A 14,745-nucleotide genomic window follows, 5' to 3' on the forward strand; every position below is an offset into this window, starting at 1 on the left:
ATAAAATTCAGCCTAGAAATAAATCCCCTTTAAGCCTTATCTTCTCCTATTTTCAAGTAAATTTAAATGTGACAATTTTATGCGCTAAGGCTTTATATAGATGATTTTAAAACTATATATGCTATAGTTAACGTGTAAAACTATCATTAACTGAGGTGAATAGAATGAGTGAAGCAACAACAACGTTAGATGGCTGGTATTGTTTACATGATTTACGTTCTATTGATTGGGCTGCATGGAAAACATTATCTAGCGACGAACGCGGACAAGCTGTGTCTGAATTTTTAAATGTCGTTGAAAAATGGAACGAAGTATCTACCGCGAAAAAAGGTAGTCATGCAATGTATACTGTTGTTGGCCAAAAAGCTGATATTATGCTTATGATTTTACGTCCAACAATGGAAGAGTTAAATGAAATTGAGACAGAATTGAATAAAACAACATTAGCTGAATATATGGTTCCTGCATACTCTTACGTATCTGTTGTTGAACTAAGCAACTACCTTCCAGCTGATGAAGATCCATATCAAAACCCACAAATCTTAGCTCGCTTATATCCAGAACTACCAAAAGCAAATCACATTTGCTTCTACCCAATGGATAAGCGTCGCCAAGGTGATGACAACTGGTACATGCTTCCTATGGAAGAACGTAAAAAAATGATGTACAGTCATAGTAAAATCGGTCGCCAGTACGCAGGTAAAGTACGCCAAGTTATTTCAGGATCAGTTGGATTCGACGACTTTGAGTGGGGCGTAACATTATTCGCTGACGATGTTCTTCAATTTAAAAAACTTATATATGAAATGCGCTTCGATGAAGTAAGTGCTCGTTATGGTGAATTCGGAACATTTTTCGTTGGAAACATTTTACCAGACGAAAAGGTAGAGAAGTTTTTACACATATAAATCGTAAAAAAGGAACGAATTTCGTTCCTTTTTTTATTACCCTCTATATTTCTCCTCAAAATACTTCTTTTCTCTGCAAATTTGAACAAAAATCGACAAATTCTTTTCAATTTCCTTACAAAATTGTAACCTTTCTATATCCAAATTTATGCTAAAATGTTACGAGCTACATGCTAATAACGATGCGAAGGTGATAATCTATATGAAGAAAATCTTGTCTATTTTACTAGCGCTTTTATTGTCAATTTCTCCCTTAGGAGTAACAACATCCCATGCGGAAGAAAAAATACACATTGAGGCGGCAGCTGCACTTTTATTTGATGCGGATACAGGAAAAATACTGCATGAACAAAATCCAGATGAATTACTAGCTATTGCTAGTATGTCAAAATTAATTGTTGTTTATGCCGTATTAGAAGCAATTAAAGAAGGAAAATTTACTTGGGATACAAAGGTAAACATTTCTGATTATGCTTATGAAGTTTCACGTAATAATGAATTCTCTAACGTTCCGTTTGAAAAGGGACGTCAATATACTGTAAGAGAATTATATCATTCTATCGTTATCTTCTCTGCAAACGGATCTAGTATTGCCTTAGCAGAACTTCTTGCAGGAAGTGAGAAGAACTTCTTGAATCTTGCAAATGAACATGCAAAAAAACTAGGGTTAAAGAAATATAAATTTGTAAACGCTACTGGGTTAAATAACGCTGACTTAAAAGGAAAACACCCTGAGGGAACGGATCCGAATGGAGAAAATTCCATGTCAGCTCGCGATATGGGTATGCTTTCAAAAGCAATGATTACAAAGTATCCAGAAATGCTAGAGGATACAAAACAAAGATTTAGAAACTTCCCAGATAATCATCCGAAACCAATTCGTATGGAAAACTGGAACTGGATGTTACCAGGTGCTGCTTTCTCTTATGAAGGAACAGATGGTTTAAAAACTGGTAGTTCTGATACCGCTGGATATGGATTCACTATTACTGCTAAACGTGGTGATGTACGTCTTATTTCAGTTATTATTAAAACAAAATCAATGGACGAGCGCTTCACAGAATCTCGTGAATTAATCGAATACGGGTTTAATAACTTCGAAAAACAAAAGCTAAAAGTTGATAAAAATAATACAATCTCTGTAGTAAAAGGTAAAGAAGATCAAGTAACTGTTGTACCGGAAAAAGAAATAACAGTAATCGCGAAAAAAGGTAGCAAAGATCCTTATAAAATTGGGACTGAAGTAGATAAATCTCTTGCTGAAGATGGACATTTAGTTGCTCCTATTAAGAAAGATGCCAAAGTAGGCTCAATTACTTTAGAATCAACTGATAAATATGGTTTCTTAGACGGTAGTAAAAGTATGAAAGTTACTGCAAAAACGACAGAAGAAGTTGAAAAGGCAAATTGGTTCGTATTAACAATGCGCTCTATCGGAGATTTCTTCTCAAACTTATGGTCTAAAGTATTTTAATGATGGAAAGCTAGCTCACGCTAGCTTTTTTATTTTCCTCTCTCCATGTAAAACTTCGTTTGGTTGTCATATCTGAGTCCTTTTTCTCATACGTATGAACTAGTAATCGTTACACACTTCATCTAGAAATAAACCTCTTTCCACAAGGTATTCCAAAAAGAGAGGTGACACATAATGGGTGTTATTGCTTATAACGAAGAAGATGTAAAGTTATTAGCTAGACTGATGCGTGCTGAAGCTGAAGGAGAAGGACAACAAGGAATGTTAATGGTCGGAAACGTAGGGGTAAATCGTGTCCGCGGAAATTGTTTAGATTTTAAAAAAATACGTAATTTACGTCAAATGGTTTATCAAAATCCTGGCGGTTTTGAGGCAACGCAAAAAGGGTATTTTTATCAGCGTGCAAGAGAACAAGATATCGCATTAGCAAGGCGAACGATTCAAGGACAACGTTTTTGGCCTGCAAATTTCGCCTTATGGTTTTTTAGACCTGAAGGTCCTTGCCCACCAACTTGGTATGACCAACAAAACTCTGGACGTTTTAAAAAGCACTGCTTCTTCCAACCATCTGCCGGGGATTGCCCTAGCGTATATTAAGGAATGAAAACGAGGAGGGATTTTTGAATGGCACAGCAACAAAACCCGTATTATGGAACAGGTTTTTATCAACCATCTGGAACTTATGCACAACAGCAACAAATGACCCCACAGCAACAGCAACAACAGCAAGCGATGCAACAACAAGCTGCGCAAGCTCAATATGCCGTTTCTCAAGGCATGTTACCATTAGAACAGTCGTATATTGAAAATATTCTTCGCTTGAACAAAGGCAAGCAAGCCACCGTAGTAATGACTTATGAGCGTGGTAGTTCACTCGGTACACAATCTTATACAGGTATTATTGAGGCAGCTGGACGTGATCACATCGTTATTAGTGAACCGCAATCGGGGAAACGTTTTTTACTACTAATGATTTACTTAGATTATGTAGAATTCCCAGAAGAAATTATGTATTTACCTAGTCAACAAGCAACTTATGCTCCAAGACCATAAAAAAAGCTGGCATATGCCAGCTTTTGTTTTTTTATAAACCTTTTACAACTGCAGTTCCGACTAAGATCCATGCCACGATAAACGCTACACCACCAAGAGGTGTAATTGGGCCAAAGAACTTAATACCTGTCGTACTTAATGCATACAAACTACCTGAAAACATAATAATCCCAGCTACCATAAGCCAGCCAGCAGTAGTTAAAAGTGATGATTGAATTTTATCCATTAATAAAGCAACTACGAATAGTCCACCGGCATGAAACATTTGATATGTAACGCCTGTTTTCCAAACTTCTAACATTTTTGCAGAAACTTTATTTTCTAAACCGTGTGCTCCAAAAGCCCCTAACGCAACAGATAGCCCTGCCGCAATACAACCTAGTAAAAAGAAAATTTTCATCTTAATTCCCCTTTTTTTACCTTTATCATAAGCAATTTTTTCATATAAGCCAAACGATTTATCTTCTAAAAATCAAATAAAGAATTACCGTTTGCACCTTCTTCTTTTATATAAACAGGTTCTCCAGAAACCGGCATAACTGGTTGAACTGTCGTCATAGGCTGAGATCCAATTACTTGTGATGGAATCTCAGGTTCTCTATACATAGAAGGCTCAGCTTGTTCATCTAATAATAAATCACATAACGCTCGCACAACTAATAAATGCGCTTTTGATTGTTGCCCTTCACTGCTTTTTGCCTTTGCAATTTCATTCGCCATTTTATTTAAAATCTTATCGCTCGATATTTGCATTCCTTGTCACCTCTTACTTTGTAGTTCTTTCTCAAATTGTCCTAGCTTCTCTACTGAACCAAACACTATTATCATATCATGTTCTCGTAGTTTTTCCTGCCCCGTTGGATTATGTATAACATCCCCATTTCTCAAAATCGCTAAAATTGTTACATCAAATTGATTTCTCACATCACTCTCTAGTAACGATTTACTAGCTAAAATAGAACCTTTGCCGACTGCAATTTCTTCAATTACAAATGACTGTTCCACGCCATATAGTACTGTATCAATATAATGAACTGTTAGCGGATTCGCAATACCTTTTGCAATATGAATTCCTGCCATGCTAGATGGATTAATCACCTTATTTGCCCCAGCACGCTTTAATTTGTCTTCAGTTTCCGGTTTTTCCGCCCTTGCCACAATTTTAATTGCATCGTTTAGCCCTCTTGCCGTTAATGTAATAAATACATTTTCAGCATCATTTGCTACGATAGCAACTAAACCAGCTGCCTTTGAAATTCCAGCATGATGTAACACTTGGTCTTCCGTTGCATCTCCGTGTACAAATAAAAGCTTTTCCTGTTCCAATATACTCTCATCTTTATCAACAACGACAAATGGGATTTTCTTTTCTTGCAATTCATGTACAACTTGAAGCCCCACTCTACCGCAACCACATACGATAATATGATTTTGTAACTGTGCTATTTGTTTACCCATCTTCTTCCTCCGTACTGCATGAAATAAATTCCCTTCAATAATCATAGCTGCCACTACACCAATTGCATACGTAACAATACCGACACCAACAGGTATAATAAGGAGTGCAAATACTTTCCCCGCTTGCGTTACAGGAACGGCATCTCCGTATCCAACAGTCAATACAGTAATCATCGTCATCCAAAATGCTTGAAACAAACTAATCTCTTCAATCATCATAAATCCTAGCGTTCCTAGAATTACAACAAAAGTCATACATATAACTGCTATCCATAATTGCTTACGTGCATTCATATTGCGCTTCAACTCTTTTCTCTATCTACAATCTTTGCCAGTGGAAATGAAATACATATATACTAGATACGGAATCTATGAAAGAGGTTGATATAATGAAAACATTTCTTTCCGCCTTACAATGGGCACTATTTATTTTAGCTGGAAGCCTTATTGTACCAATTAGCGTCGCAACTAATTATGGTCTCGATGGCGCTGAAGCTATTGCATTCGTACAAAGAACATTATTTGTTCTTGGCTTTGCTGGCCTACTGCAAGCTATATTTGGGCATAAACTTCCTATTCAAGAAGGTCCTGCTGGACTTTGGTGGGGTATTTTCTCCCTTTATGCAAGTTTAGGTGTCGTATTATTTGGATCCAGCAATGAAACGCTTAAAGTCCTTCAGTACGCTTTCCTATTAAGTGGTATCATTTGTATTATTCTTAGTGTTTTTGGACTCATCGATAAACTAGTCCGCTATTTTACACCGACAGTCATTGGAACATATTTATTTCTTCTTGTCGCGCAACTTAGCGGGTCCTTCTTAAAGGGAATGTTCGGCCTTGACGGGCAACATACAGAAGTACAAGCTGACGTATTTATTCTTTCACTCATTGTTATTTTACTATCCTTTTTCATCATGAAGCTACCTATTATTGGACAATATTCCGTTCTTTTCAGTATCGTCTGCGGCTGGATATTATTCGCATGCTTCGGATTATCTAATCCAGTAACGCCTGTGACAGATATAATCCGTTTTCCGTCTCTATTTGTTTTCGGAATGCCTCGCATTGAATGGAACATGGCAATTACGGTAGTTTTCGTTACACTATTACTTCTAACAAATATGTTGGCAAGTATTCGCGTTGTGCAAAGGATTGTCTCTAAGTATGAAAAGGATGCCGCACCAGATCGCTTCAAACAAGCCGGCATTATAACAGGGATCAATCAATTATTAGGCGGTCTATTCTCAGCTATTGGACCTGTCGCGATTTCTGGATCAGCAGGATTTATTGCAACGACTAATATTTATAAACGACTCCCATTTATGTTAGGGTCAAGCTTTATTATTTTCGTTAGTATATTCCCGAAGATTACTTCATTCTTTGCGGCGATACCTGTCGCAGTCGGATATGCTGCCATTTACCCTGTATTTGCAAGCATGATTGGTCTTGCCTTTCGCGAATACGAAACAGTACAGGATAAAGAACGATTATTTAAAGTAGCGGGTCTTTCGATCTTTACAGGAGTCGGAGTTATGTTTGTTCCAGCAGGAGCATTTTCTACACTCCCGCCGTTTCTAGCATCGTTTTTAAGTAACGGTCTTGTTCTCGGATCTGTAATGGCAATTTTGCTCGAAATACTATTTTCTCGTTCTACAGAAAAACAACCATCGTAAATTGGAAAACTTCCATTATTGCACTCTATCTTTAGAGTTGTTACGATAATGATAAAGTGCAACTTTGATCAATGAGAGCCACTCATCTTTACTAATGATTAGCTCTCATCGATCGGGCATTAGCAGTATAAATTATCATGGGCAACGTGCTCGTGATAATTTATACTAAAAATACAGAACTTCTCCTAGCTTCACATAAAGAAGTTCGATTTCTTACTATATATTCCCCAATATCTTCATAAAACTTTATTTCTATTTCAACAAAGAGAGGAATTTTCAATATGACTTATAAAATGATTGTTTTAGACTTAGATGATACTTTATTACGTGACGACCATACCATTTCACCTCGTACGAAAGAGGCTCTAATGACTGCACAAGAGCAAGGTGTAAAAGTTGTACTTGCTTCTGGACGTCCAACATTCGCAATGCTTGCAATCGCAAAAGAGTTACATTTAGATGAGTTCGGTAGCTTTATTCTTTCATTTAATGGTGCAAAAATTATTAACTGTAAAACAGATGAAGAATTATTCAGTAGTACATTACCCCCTGAAATCGTTCACAGTCTATACGACATTAGTAAAGAAGAAAATATATGGATTCACACATATATTGGGGACGATATTATCACGGAAGAAAATAACTCTTATACAGAAATTGAAGGTCAAATTACAGGTATGCCAATCGTAGAAGTAAATAACCTGAAAGAAGCTGTGCAACAACCAGTTGTAAAAGTATTAATGGTAGAAAATCCAGAACATTTACAAACGGTAGAATCAAAACTACAAAAACAACTAGAAGGCCAATTAAGCGTTATGCGTTCTAAACCATTCTTCTTAGAATTTACTGAAGCTGGTGTTACAAAAGGAACGAGCTTAAACCAACTGATTCAAAAACTTGGCATTAAGCGCGAAGAAGTTATCGCAATGGGCGATAGCTATAACGATCAGGCAATGATCGAATTCGCCGGTCTTGGTGTTGCAATGGGCAATGCACCAGATGATATTAAAGAAATTGCAAACTATGTAACAGATACAAATATGAACGATGGCGTTGCAAAAGTTGTAGAGAAGTTCGTACTAAAAAGAGAAGCACTTGTTTAATATTTTCACTCATAAAACCTATTTGAAGTCAAACACTTCAAATAGGTTTTTATTTAAATTCTCATGCTTTTGTGACTATATTTTGAACTTTGCACTATTCTCGTAGTGTAAACTTTCTTTTTGTATATAATGAAACAAAATAGACTATTTTATTTTGAAAAAGAATACAAATTTACTATAAACAAGCATACGTTAAAGGAGGCTACTTTATGTTATCTACACCAATCGGACGATTAAGAGCAATCGGCTTAATTGAGGGGATTTCTTTCCTATTACTATTATTTGTAGCAATGCCATTAAAATATTTTGCAGGATTTGCAACAGCCGTTAAAATTACAGGTATGGCTCATGGTGTTTTATTTATTCTATTTATCTTTGCGGTAATTCAAGTAACAATCGTACACCGCAAATCAATTGCATGGGCACTTGGGGCATTTGTTTCATCAGTTATCCCATTCGGTACTTTTGTACTAGATGCAAAATTAAAGAACGAGCAACAATAATAACAAAAAGGTAGTTAACGACTGTTAACTACCTTTTTTATTTACAAATTTGGAATTTCCCAATCAATTTCTCTTTCGCCCATATTAGCTAAAATCGTATTTACTTTAGAGTATGGCCTACTACCAAAGAAACCACGTCTTGCCGATAATGGGCTTGGGTGTACAGATTCGATAATATGATGATTCGGATTCGTAATTAACTTCTTCTTCGCCTGCGCATGGCGCCCCCACAATATGAAAATAACTGGCTTTTCACGTTCATTCAACAGTTCAATCACACGATCTGTGAAGTGTTCCCATCCTTTTCCCTTATGAGAATTTGCTTCACTTTGACGAACTGTTAATACTGTATTTAGTAGTAATACTCCTTGCTCTGCCCACTTTACTAAATAACCGTTATTCGGAATTTCATAACCATATTCCTCTCGAAGTTCTTTATACATATTTAACAATGATGGTGGTGTTTTAACACCAGGTTGTACAGAAAAACTTAAACCATGCGCTTGATTCGGTCCATGATATGGATCTTGTCCTAAAATAACAACCTTTGTATTTTCATAACTTGTATACTGAAGAGCGTTAAAAATATCTTCTACCTTCGGATAAACAACATGTGTACTATACTCTTCTTTCAAAAAACCAGCCAACTTGCGATAATATTCTTTCTCAAATTCTGGTGCCAATAATGGTCCCCAATCATTTTTTAAAACATTTTCCATACTTTCACTTCCTGTTCAATTAATTCACCATATCCTGCTTTGTAAATACTACAAATGAAATAATAAGAGATACAACTCCCCAAACAGTTAAATTCATTAAAGAAAATCCCATGGATAAACCTTGTAATGCAGGTAGTTTCCCTGATAAATAATCCGTTAATGATAAATTCACACTAAAAATATATTTCGCACCTTCCCAAGATGTTGCGAATGAGCTTAAAATACCACCTGCGATTAATGCGGCTAGCATAATGCCCATACCAGCTGGTGTATTTCGAATTAAAACAGAAACCATAAATGATATAGTTCCGACAACGATAGCAACAAACCAAGCTAATCCGTACGCCATCAAGATATATTGCCACTGCGGAATAAGATGTACAAAATTCGTATTTAACATTTCCTTATCGATAACAAACCCAGTTAAAACGGGTAAATTCCATCCTGAGTATCCAAATACAAGCCCCGATAATACGTAAGCAAACAAACCGACAAGAAGCAGTATGAGTGAAATGAAAAATAACATCGTCACGTACTTACTAAGGAGTATTTTCCAGCGCCGGATCGGCCGTGTAAGTAACATCTTCATCGTTCCATCACTTCGTTCTCCTGAAACAATATCAATAGCGACAATCATTACGAGAAGCGGAATAAACAATGTAATTCCTTGCTCAATAAACGCCCTTACAAAAGTAGGTGCGCCCGGTGCCATCGGGTTAATATCATGATCTAAATAATATTGTTGTTGCTCCACTCTTACCTTTAACCAATCACGCCATTCTTCTGGTAATCTAGAGTTGTTCAAGCGATTTTGAGAATCAACAATTTGTTGTTGTAATGACACTTTCCAATCCGTTGTACCGAGCCTTTTTTGTGTCGTTTCTACTTCACGGTACTGCGCATACACGAAAAGCGGAATCAAGATTGCTAAAATAAGCATGACAACAACAATCCGTTTCTTACGATAAACCTTTTCTGATTCGTTTAAAACTAGATTCGCAAATTCACGCATGTTGCTCACCCCTTGTGAGTTCAATAAATAAATCTTCTAGCGTAAATACGAGCTCCTTAACGCTATGCACATCTATCCCATTTTGAACAAAATGTTTATTCCAACTGCTTATAGATGCAATATCCATGCGGCATAGTAATCGATCGCCTTCTATACTCACTTCTCTTACTTCTTCAGCATCTTCTAGCATATTTTTCGCCTTAGAAATCGGTGTAACAATCCATTCTACACGATCACTTGCTGTTTTAATTAACTCTTCAACCTTGGCAACTGTTATCATTTTTCCTTTATGAATAATCGCCACACGGTCACATATCATTTGTACTTCGCTTAGCAAGTGACTTGAAATAAACACACTCATGTTTTCTTCTTTCACAAGCTTATGTATAAATTCCCTAAGTTCTCTAATTCCAGCTGGGTCTAAACCATTTGTTGGCTCATCTAATATGAGCAATTTTGGATTTCCAAGAAGCGCTTGCGCAATGCCAAGGCGCTGTTTCATACCGAGTGAGTATGTTTTTACCTTATCGTGAATTCTTTCATCTAAATGAACCATTTGAGCAATTTCAATAATACGTTCATCTGATATATCACCTAGCATACGGGCAAATTGTTTTAAATTTTCCCATCCCGTTAAATATGTATACAGTTCTGGGTTTTCAACGATACTCCCAATTTGACGCATCGCTTCTCTGAAATTTTCCTTAATAGAATAACCACCGATAGAAATCGTACCTTCTGTTTCTTTAATCAATCCAACTAACATTCGAATAGTAGTTGTTTTTCCGGCACCATTCGGTCCTAGGAAGCCAAACACTTCTCCTTGTTTTACATCGAAGGAAATATTCTCTACAATTGTCTTCTTTCCAATTACCTTCTTCACGTCTCGTACGGAAAGTATCGTCGTCATTTTACCCCTCCTTGTTCTAGTTTTAATTTACTCGCAACATTTTGAACTAATCGGTCCGCCATATATGTATACCCTACTTCATTCGGATGGAAATGATCGGAGTATAATAAATCTTTCCCGCGGTTTTGGAATAAATCAAATGTCGGTGTAATATATACATTTTTATCATTTAACGCTAATTTTTCTAAAGATGCATTCCAGTCTACAACAATGTTTGAAGAACCTTTTAAATCTTCTACATCTTCAAAAGGATTATATAAACCTAGCCAAAAAATAGGACTATCTGTATTTAACTTACGAATTTCTTCTATAATTTTCTTTGCTTCATTCTGGAATGTTTCTGTATCAGGACGGTATGTTTCTAAATCTACCTTTCCAAGCGATTCCCAACCTGGAAATAAATCATTCCCTCCAATCGTTAAAACGATTACATCTGCTTGCTTAATTGAATATTGAGCACCACTACTCTCCATTTGTTTTAATAAGTCAGGCATTTTCGCACCACTAACAGCTAAGTTCGTTAAAGCAACCTTTTGCTTATAATCTTTTTGTAAATCTTCTTTCACCCTTCCAATATAGCCAATTCCTTCTTTATCACCAACACCGCGTGTTAATGAATCACCTAAACTAACGATTTTTAACGTTCCCGTTTTCTTTTTCTCTTTTGCCACTACATCGGTCTTTTTAATTAAATTTGAAGCTTTCGGATTTAACACATCATTTACACCTGAAACAAAGCCATATGCAAATAAACAGAAAGATGCAATTGTAATGAGTAGAATTACTTTTACTACTTTTGATCTCATATCAAAACCCCTTTTAGCCCTCATAGATTGTCCATAATTATACCAAACGCAATTTTGAAAAGCGATTTTCACACCTTATCTATTATGTTGTTTCCCTATGTACTAATTCTGGCAATAGCTCTACATGCTTTATATCGATTTTCTCATCATTAATCTTGTCATATAACAATTCAAATGCCTTCACACCAACATTTTTACTACAATACGAAATCGTCGTAATACCTAAAGTGTCCGCCACATCTTGATCATCACAACCGATAATCGTAATATCTTCCGGAATACGAATTCCTTGTTTTTTCGCTTCCGTTACCATTCCCGCCGCAATATGGTTGCAAGATACAAGAAACGCGGTTGGTTTTACTGACATATGGACCCATTCCCTAATCACATTACGCCCATCTTCCACTGTAAAACAGCCTTTAAACTTCCAGGCCTCCATCGGTGTTACAGCAATCTGTTGAAGCGAATCCTCATACGCTTGTTTTCTTCGCTGACTATTAATGCTATTACTTCTTCCAATGCAATACCCAATACTTGTATGGCCGGCATCTATTAAGCTCTTCATCCCGCGCGAAAAGACTTTATAGTAATCAATATGCACACTCGAAATGAAATTCGAGTCTATTTCTTCACACATAACAATTGGACCAAATTTCGTATATTCTTCAAGCTTTTCCTTACTATTTGCTCGGGAACATATAATAACCCCATCAAGCTTTTTCATTTTTAACATATTCAAAATTTCTAATTCTCTTTCCTCACTATAATTCGTCTGACAAAGCATCATATTATAGTTATTCTTTGCTGTTTCCTTTGATATTCCCTCGATAATAGCGCTATAATATTGATCATTTACGTGCGGTAATAAAACACCAATGACATTCGTTTTTCCTTTCACTAAATGAATTGCATTCACATTTTGCGTATAATTTAATTCTTCTATAATTGCTAAAATTTCTTTTCGTTTCTGTTCATTCACATATGGATGATTATTCAGTACACGTGAAACAGTTGAAACAGATACTCCAGCAAGTTCAGCAATCTTCCTTATATTCGTCATCTCATTTTCCCCTTCTCTGCAAAAATTCTCCCTTGACCTGGTAAGCTTTCCACAATATATCCTTTCCTAGCAAATATATTTTGAAAGGATATACAACTATGCTTCGATTCAAATTAGAATATATATTTTTCATTGGCGGTCTACTCACTCTCGCCATCGGTATTAATATGATGACGACAATTACTTCCTTTGGACTTAGCCCTTATGATTCCTTCTTTATTGCACTATATCAAAATTTTGGGATAAGTATCGGTTTTTGGATTTTCATAATTAACTTTGCTTTTACCCTTATCGTACTCTTTTGGAATAAAAAACAAATTACGATCGGTACAATTGTAACGATGGCTCTTATTTCTCTTTTTGTTGATTGGATTGGTTCCATGCCAACTATTATGGACGCTATCCGTTCTCTTCCAAAATATATAACACTTATTTGCGGAAATCTATTCGTTGGAGCTGGAATTGGTCTTTACGTCTCTACAAACCTTTGCGCAGCACCTCAAGAAGCTTTCGTTTTAACCGTTTCTGAGAAAAAGAAATGGACATTTAGAAGAACAGAAATTTCGTTAGCGTTTTTATTTTTAACATTAAGCTTCCTATTAGATGGACCTATCTATTTTGGAACAATCATCTTATCCTTTACAACAGGCTGGATTATCCAAGCATTTATTCAAATTGGTACGAAGATTTTAAATAGAAAAGAGCCTATTAAGCAAGCTGCTTAACAGGCTCTTTCTGTTTTATGAGAAGAGATACTACTTAGCATCTCCTTCAATTCGATAGTTTGCTTTCAAACAATCTATTTCTTCATACCCTTGCAACGTATGTAGAATATAATCATAATCAGCGAGAGACGCACGATGCGTCACAATTACAATTTCAGCCTTCCCTTTCTCTTCAAGCGGCATTTGAATAATCTTTTCAAAGCTAACGCCACGCTCAGAGAACAATGCAGTAATTTTTGCAAATACACCAATTTCATCTTTTACATGAAGTCTTAAAAATTTCTTCACAACAATTTCGTCTGGTTCTTTTAATACTTTTTTATACTGCGGGGATACCGCACTATTTCCGTTTACACCTAATCGAATATTTTGCATTACAGCTACTAAATCTGAAACAACAGCTGTTGCTGTCGGTAAACTTCCTGCACCTGGCCCATAAAACATCGTTTCTCCGACCGCTTCACCATACACATATACAGCGTTATATTCGTTTTGCACGGCCGCAAGAGGATGTGTATTTGGAAGTAGTGTCGGTTCAACTGTCACCTCTAATTTTTCACCATCTCGCTTCGCAAGACCGATTAATTTAATCGTGTATCCTAAACTCTTACTGTATTCAATATCTTCTTCTGTAATAGAAGTAATCCCTTTTACCTTCACATCTCCAAGCTCTACATTTGTAGAAAAACCAAGGGTAGCCAAAATCGTCATTTTTCTCGCTGCATCTAAACCTTCCACATCTGATGTTGGATCTGCTTCTGCAAATCCAAGTTGTTGGGCTTCTTTTAACACGTCGTTGTATGCTCTCCCTTCATCTGACATTTTCGTCAAAATAAAATTTGTCGTTCCATTTACAATTCCCATTACTTTCGTAATAAGATCTGAAGAAAGTCCTTCTACGATACTTCGTAAAATCGGAATCCCTCCAGCTACACTTGCTTCATAAAATAAATCTGCTTTATTATCTTTTGCTACCGCTAAGAGTTCCGCCCCGTGTAACGCCATTAAATCTTTATTGGCAGTCACAACATGCTTCCCGCTCTGTAAGGCTTGCAAAATATATGCTTTTGCATCATCGATGCCACCCATCACTTCGATGACAACGTCAATATTTGGATTATCTAAAATTTCATTTACATCTTGTGTTAATAGAGTAGAAGGTACCTCTACTTCTCTCTCTTTTTCAATATTTTGTACTAGTACTTTCGTTACTTTTACAGGACAACCTACTTGGTGGATAAGTCGCTCTTGATGATCTGTAATAATACGAACTACACCGCTACCAACTGTCCCAAGACCTAATAAACCAACTTGAATTTCTTTCATAATACTGTCCACCCC

17 protein-coding genes are annotated in these 14,745 nt (G+C 36.3%); 8 read left to right on the forward strand and 9 right to left on the reverse strand.

From position 1 onward, the window contains the following. The first annotated feature begins 164 nt into the window (after window positions 1-164). From hemQ to gerQ, 4 genes are all read left to right on the forward strand, one after another. Window positions 165-908, forward strand: coding sequence for a hydrogen peroxide-dependent heme synthase (hemQ, locus tag DN389_RS22525; RefSeq protein ID WP_001287602.1), 744 nt, complete (start codon window positions 165-167; stop codon window positions 906-908). 202 nt (window positions 909-1,110) lie between these two features. Beyond that, a complete protein-coding gene (locus tag DN389_RS22530; RefSeq protein ID WP_149237638.1) occupies window positions 1,111-2,382 on the forward strand; it encodes a serine hydrolase in 1,272 nt (423 codons plus the stop codon). Window positions 2,383-2,556: 174 nt separating this feature from the next. Next, the gene (gene cwlJ, locus DN389_RS22535) at window positions 2,557-2,979 is read left to right on the forward strand and encodes a cell wall hydrolase CwlJ (protein ID WP_000538157.1); all 423 of its coding nucleotides are present in this window, start codon (window positions 2,557-2,559) and stop codon (window positions 2,977-2,979) included. 27 nt (window positions 2,980-3,006) lie between these two features. Beyond that, on the forward strand, window positions 3,007-3,435 hold the full coding sequence (gerQ, locus tag DN389_RS22540) for a spore coat protein GerQ (RefSeq protein WP_000068635.1): 429 nt from the start codon (window positions 3,007-3,009) through the stop codon (window positions 3,433-3,435). A gap of 31 nt (window positions 3,436-3,466) precedes the next feature. On the opposite strand, the gene DN389_RS22545 is transcribed toward gerQ, so the two are convergent. The 3 genes from DN389_RS22545 to DN389_RS22555 all read right to left on the reverse strand — a co-directional run bounded on the left by DN389_RS22545 (window position 3,467) and on the right by DN389_RS22555 (window position 5,187). Next, window positions 3,467-3,835 carry a DUF423 domain-containing protein gene (locus DN389_RS22545; protein WP_000688322.1) on the reverse strand — a complete coding sequence of 123 codons (369 nt, stop codon included), beginning with the start codon at window positions 3,833-3,835 and terminating at the stop codon, window positions 3,467-3,469. 65 nt (window positions 3,836-3,900) lie between these two features. Continuing rightward, on the reverse strand, window positions 3,901-4,188 hold the full coding sequence (locus tag DN389_RS22550; RefSeq protein ID WP_001167358.1) for a YwdI family protein: 288 nt from the start codon (window positions 4,186-4,188) through the stop codon (window positions 3,901-3,903). A gap of 6 nt (window positions 4,189-4,194) precedes the next feature. After that, entirely contained in the window at window positions 4,195-5,187 is a 993-nt protein-coding gene (locus DN389_RS22555) for a potassium channel family protein (protein ID WP_149237639.1), read from the reverse strand. A 95-nt stretch (window positions 5,188-5,282) separates the two neighbouring features. On the opposite strand from DN389_RS22555, the gene DN389_RS22560 reads away from it, so the two are divergent. The 3 genes from DN389_RS22560 (at window position 5,283) to DN389_RS22570 (ending at window position 8,172) form a co-directional block, all read left to right on the forward strand. Beyond that, window positions 5,283-6,566 (forward strand): purine/pyrimidine permease, encoded by a 1,284-nt coding sequence (locus DN389_RS22560; RefSeq protein WP_060487946.1) that lies wholly within the window; start codon window positions 5,283-5,285, stop codon window positions 6,564-6,566. A 281-nt stretch (window positions 6,567-6,847) separates the two neighbouring features. Beyond that, on the forward strand, window positions 6,848-7,669 hold the full coding sequence (locus DN389_RS22565) for a Cof-type HAD-IIB family hydrolase (RefSeq protein WP_149237640.1): 822 nt from the start codon (window positions 6,848-6,850) through the stop codon (window positions 7,667-7,669). A 209-nt stretch (window positions 7,670-7,878) separates the two neighbouring features. After that, window positions 7,879-8,172 (forward strand): DUF3817 domain-containing protein, encoded by a 294-nt coding sequence (locus DN389_RS22570; RefSeq protein WP_000953389.1) that lies wholly within the window; start codon window positions 7,879-7,881, stop codon window positions 8,170-8,172. A 41-nt stretch (window positions 8,173-8,213) separates the two neighbouring features. On the opposite strand, the gene DN389_RS22575 is transcribed toward DN389_RS22570, so the two are convergent. Genes DN389_RS22575 through DN389_RS22595 form a run of 5 tightly spaced genes read right to left on the reverse strand, consistent with a single transcriptional unit; the run spans window position 8,214 to window position 12,679 of the window. Next, window positions 8,214-8,891, reverse strand: a complete 678-nt coding sequence (locus DN389_RS22575; protein ID WP_098189261.1) for a uracil-DNA glycosylase — start codon at window positions 8,889-8,891, stop codon at window positions 8,214-8,216. A gap of 19 nt (window positions 8,892-8,910) precedes the next feature. Continuing rightward, on the reverse strand, window positions 8,911-9,903 hold the full coding sequence (locus DN389_RS22580; protein WP_097858893.1) for an ABC transporter permease: 993 nt from the start codon (window positions 9,901-9,903) through the stop codon (window positions 8,911-8,913). Then, window positions 9,896-10,813 (reverse strand): ABC transporter ATP-binding protein, encoded by a 918-nt coding sequence (locus tag DN389_RS22585; RefSeq protein WP_097858892.1) that lies wholly within the window; start codon window positions 10,811-10,813, stop codon window positions 9,896-9,898. Before DN389_RS22585 ends, DN389_RS22580 begins: the two co-directional genes overlap by 8 nt. Then, the gene (locus DN389_RS22590; protein ID WP_117584456.1) at window positions 10,810-11,691 is read right to left on the reverse strand and encodes an SGNH/GDSL hydrolase family protein; all 882 of its coding nucleotides are present in this window, start codon (window positions 11,689-11,691) and stop codon (window positions 10,810-10,812) included. Before DN389_RS22590 ends, DN389_RS22585 begins: the two co-directional genes overlap by 4 nt. Window positions 11,692-11,701: 10 nt before the next feature. Continuing rightward, complete coding sequence (locus DN389_RS22595; RefSeq protein ID WP_149237641.1) at window positions 11,702-12,679, reverse strand: LacI family DNA-binding transcriptional regulator; 978 nt, start codon at window positions 12,677-12,679, stop codon at window positions 11,702-11,704. Window positions 12,680-12,777: 98 nt separating this feature from the next. Between DN389_RS22595 and DN389_RS22600 the strand changes: the two genes are divergently transcribed. Next, window positions 12,778-13,404, forward strand: coding sequence for a YczE/YyaS/YitT family protein (locus tag DN389_RS22600; protein WP_060487941.1), 627 nt, complete (start codon window positions 12,778-12,780; stop codon window positions 13,402-13,404). A gap of 30 nt (window positions 13,405-13,434) precedes the next feature. Here the strand turns inward: DN389_RS22600 and DN389_RS22605 are convergent, their stop codons facing one another. Further along, complete coding sequence (locus tag DN389_RS22605; protein WP_098802365.1) at window positions 13,435-14,730, reverse strand: homoserine dehydrogenase; 1,296 nt, start codon at window positions 14,728-14,730, stop codon at window positions 13,435-13,437. Window positions 14,731-14,745 lie beyond the last annotated feature (15 nt).

It is taken from the genome of Bacillus sp. AY3-1 (genome assembly GCF_008368785.1).
Taxonomy (GTDB): Bacteria; Bacillota; Bacilli; order Bacillales; family Bacillaceae_G; genus Bacillus_A; species Bacillus_A wiedmannii.

Bases quoted from the DNA above. Each gene is read 5' to 3' on its own strand.
- DN389_RS22595 (WP_149237641.1), bottom strand. From the start codon at position 12,679: ATGACGAATATAAGGAAGATTGCTGAACTTGCTGGAGTATCTGTTTCA.
- cwlJ (WP_000538157.1), top strand. From the start codon at position 2,557: ATGGGTGTTATTGCTTATAACGAAGAAGATGTAAAGTTATTAGCTAGA.
- DN389_RS22555 (WP_149237639.1), bottom strand. From the start codon at position 5,187: ATGAATGCACGTAAGCAATTATGGATAGCAGTTATATGTATGACTTTT.
- DN389_RS22530 (WP_149237638.1), top strand. From the start codon at position 1,111: ATGAAGAAAATCTTGTCTATTTTACTAGCGCTTTTATTGTCAATTTCT.
- DN389_RS22550 (WP_001167358.1), bottom strand. From the start codon at position 4,188: ATGCAAATATCGAGCGATAAGATTTTAAATAAAATGGCGAATGAAATT.
- DN389_RS22575 (WP_098189261.1), bottom strand. From the start codon at position 8,891: ATGGAAAATGTTTTAAAAAATGATTGGGGACCATTATTGGCACCAGAA.
- DN389_RS22585 (WP_097858892.1), bottom strand. From the start codon at position 10,813: ATGACGACGATACTTTCCGTACGAGACGTGAAGAAGGTAATTGGAAAG.
- DN389_RS22565 (WP_149237640.1), top strand. From the start codon at position 6,848: ATGACTTATAAAATGATTGTTTTAGACTTAGATGATACTTTATTACGT.
- DN389_RS22545 (WP_000688322.1), bottom strand. From the start codon at position 3,835: ATGAAAATTTTCTTTTTACTAGGTTGTATTGCGGCAGGGCTATCTGTT.
- gerQ (WP_000068635.1), top strand. From the start codon at position 3,007: ATGGCACAGCAACAAAACCCGTATTATGGAACAGGTTTTTATCAACCA.
- DN389_RS22600 (WP_060487941.1), top strand. From the start codon at position 12,778: ATGCTTCGATTCAAATTAGAATATATATTTTTCATTGGCGGTCTACTC.
- DN389_RS22605 (WP_098802365.1), bottom strand. From the start codon at position 14,730: ATGAAAGAAATTCAAGTTGGTTTATTAGGTCTTGGGACAGTTGGTAGC.
- hemQ (WP_001287602.1), top strand. From the start codon at position 165: ATGAGTGAAGCAACAACAACGTTAGATGGCTGGTATTGTTTACATGAT.
- DN389_RS22560 (WP_060487946.1), top strand. From the start codon at position 5,283: ATGAAAACATTTCTTTCCGCCTTACAATGGGCACTATTTATTTTAGCT.
- DN389_RS22580 (WP_097858893.1), bottom strand. From the start codon at position 9,903: ATGCGTGAATTTGCGAATCTAGTTTTAAACGAATCAGAAAAGGTTTAT.
- DN389_RS22570 (WP_000953389.1), top strand. From the start codon at position 7,879: ATGTTATCTACACCAATCGGACGATTAAGAGCAATCGGCTTAATTGAG.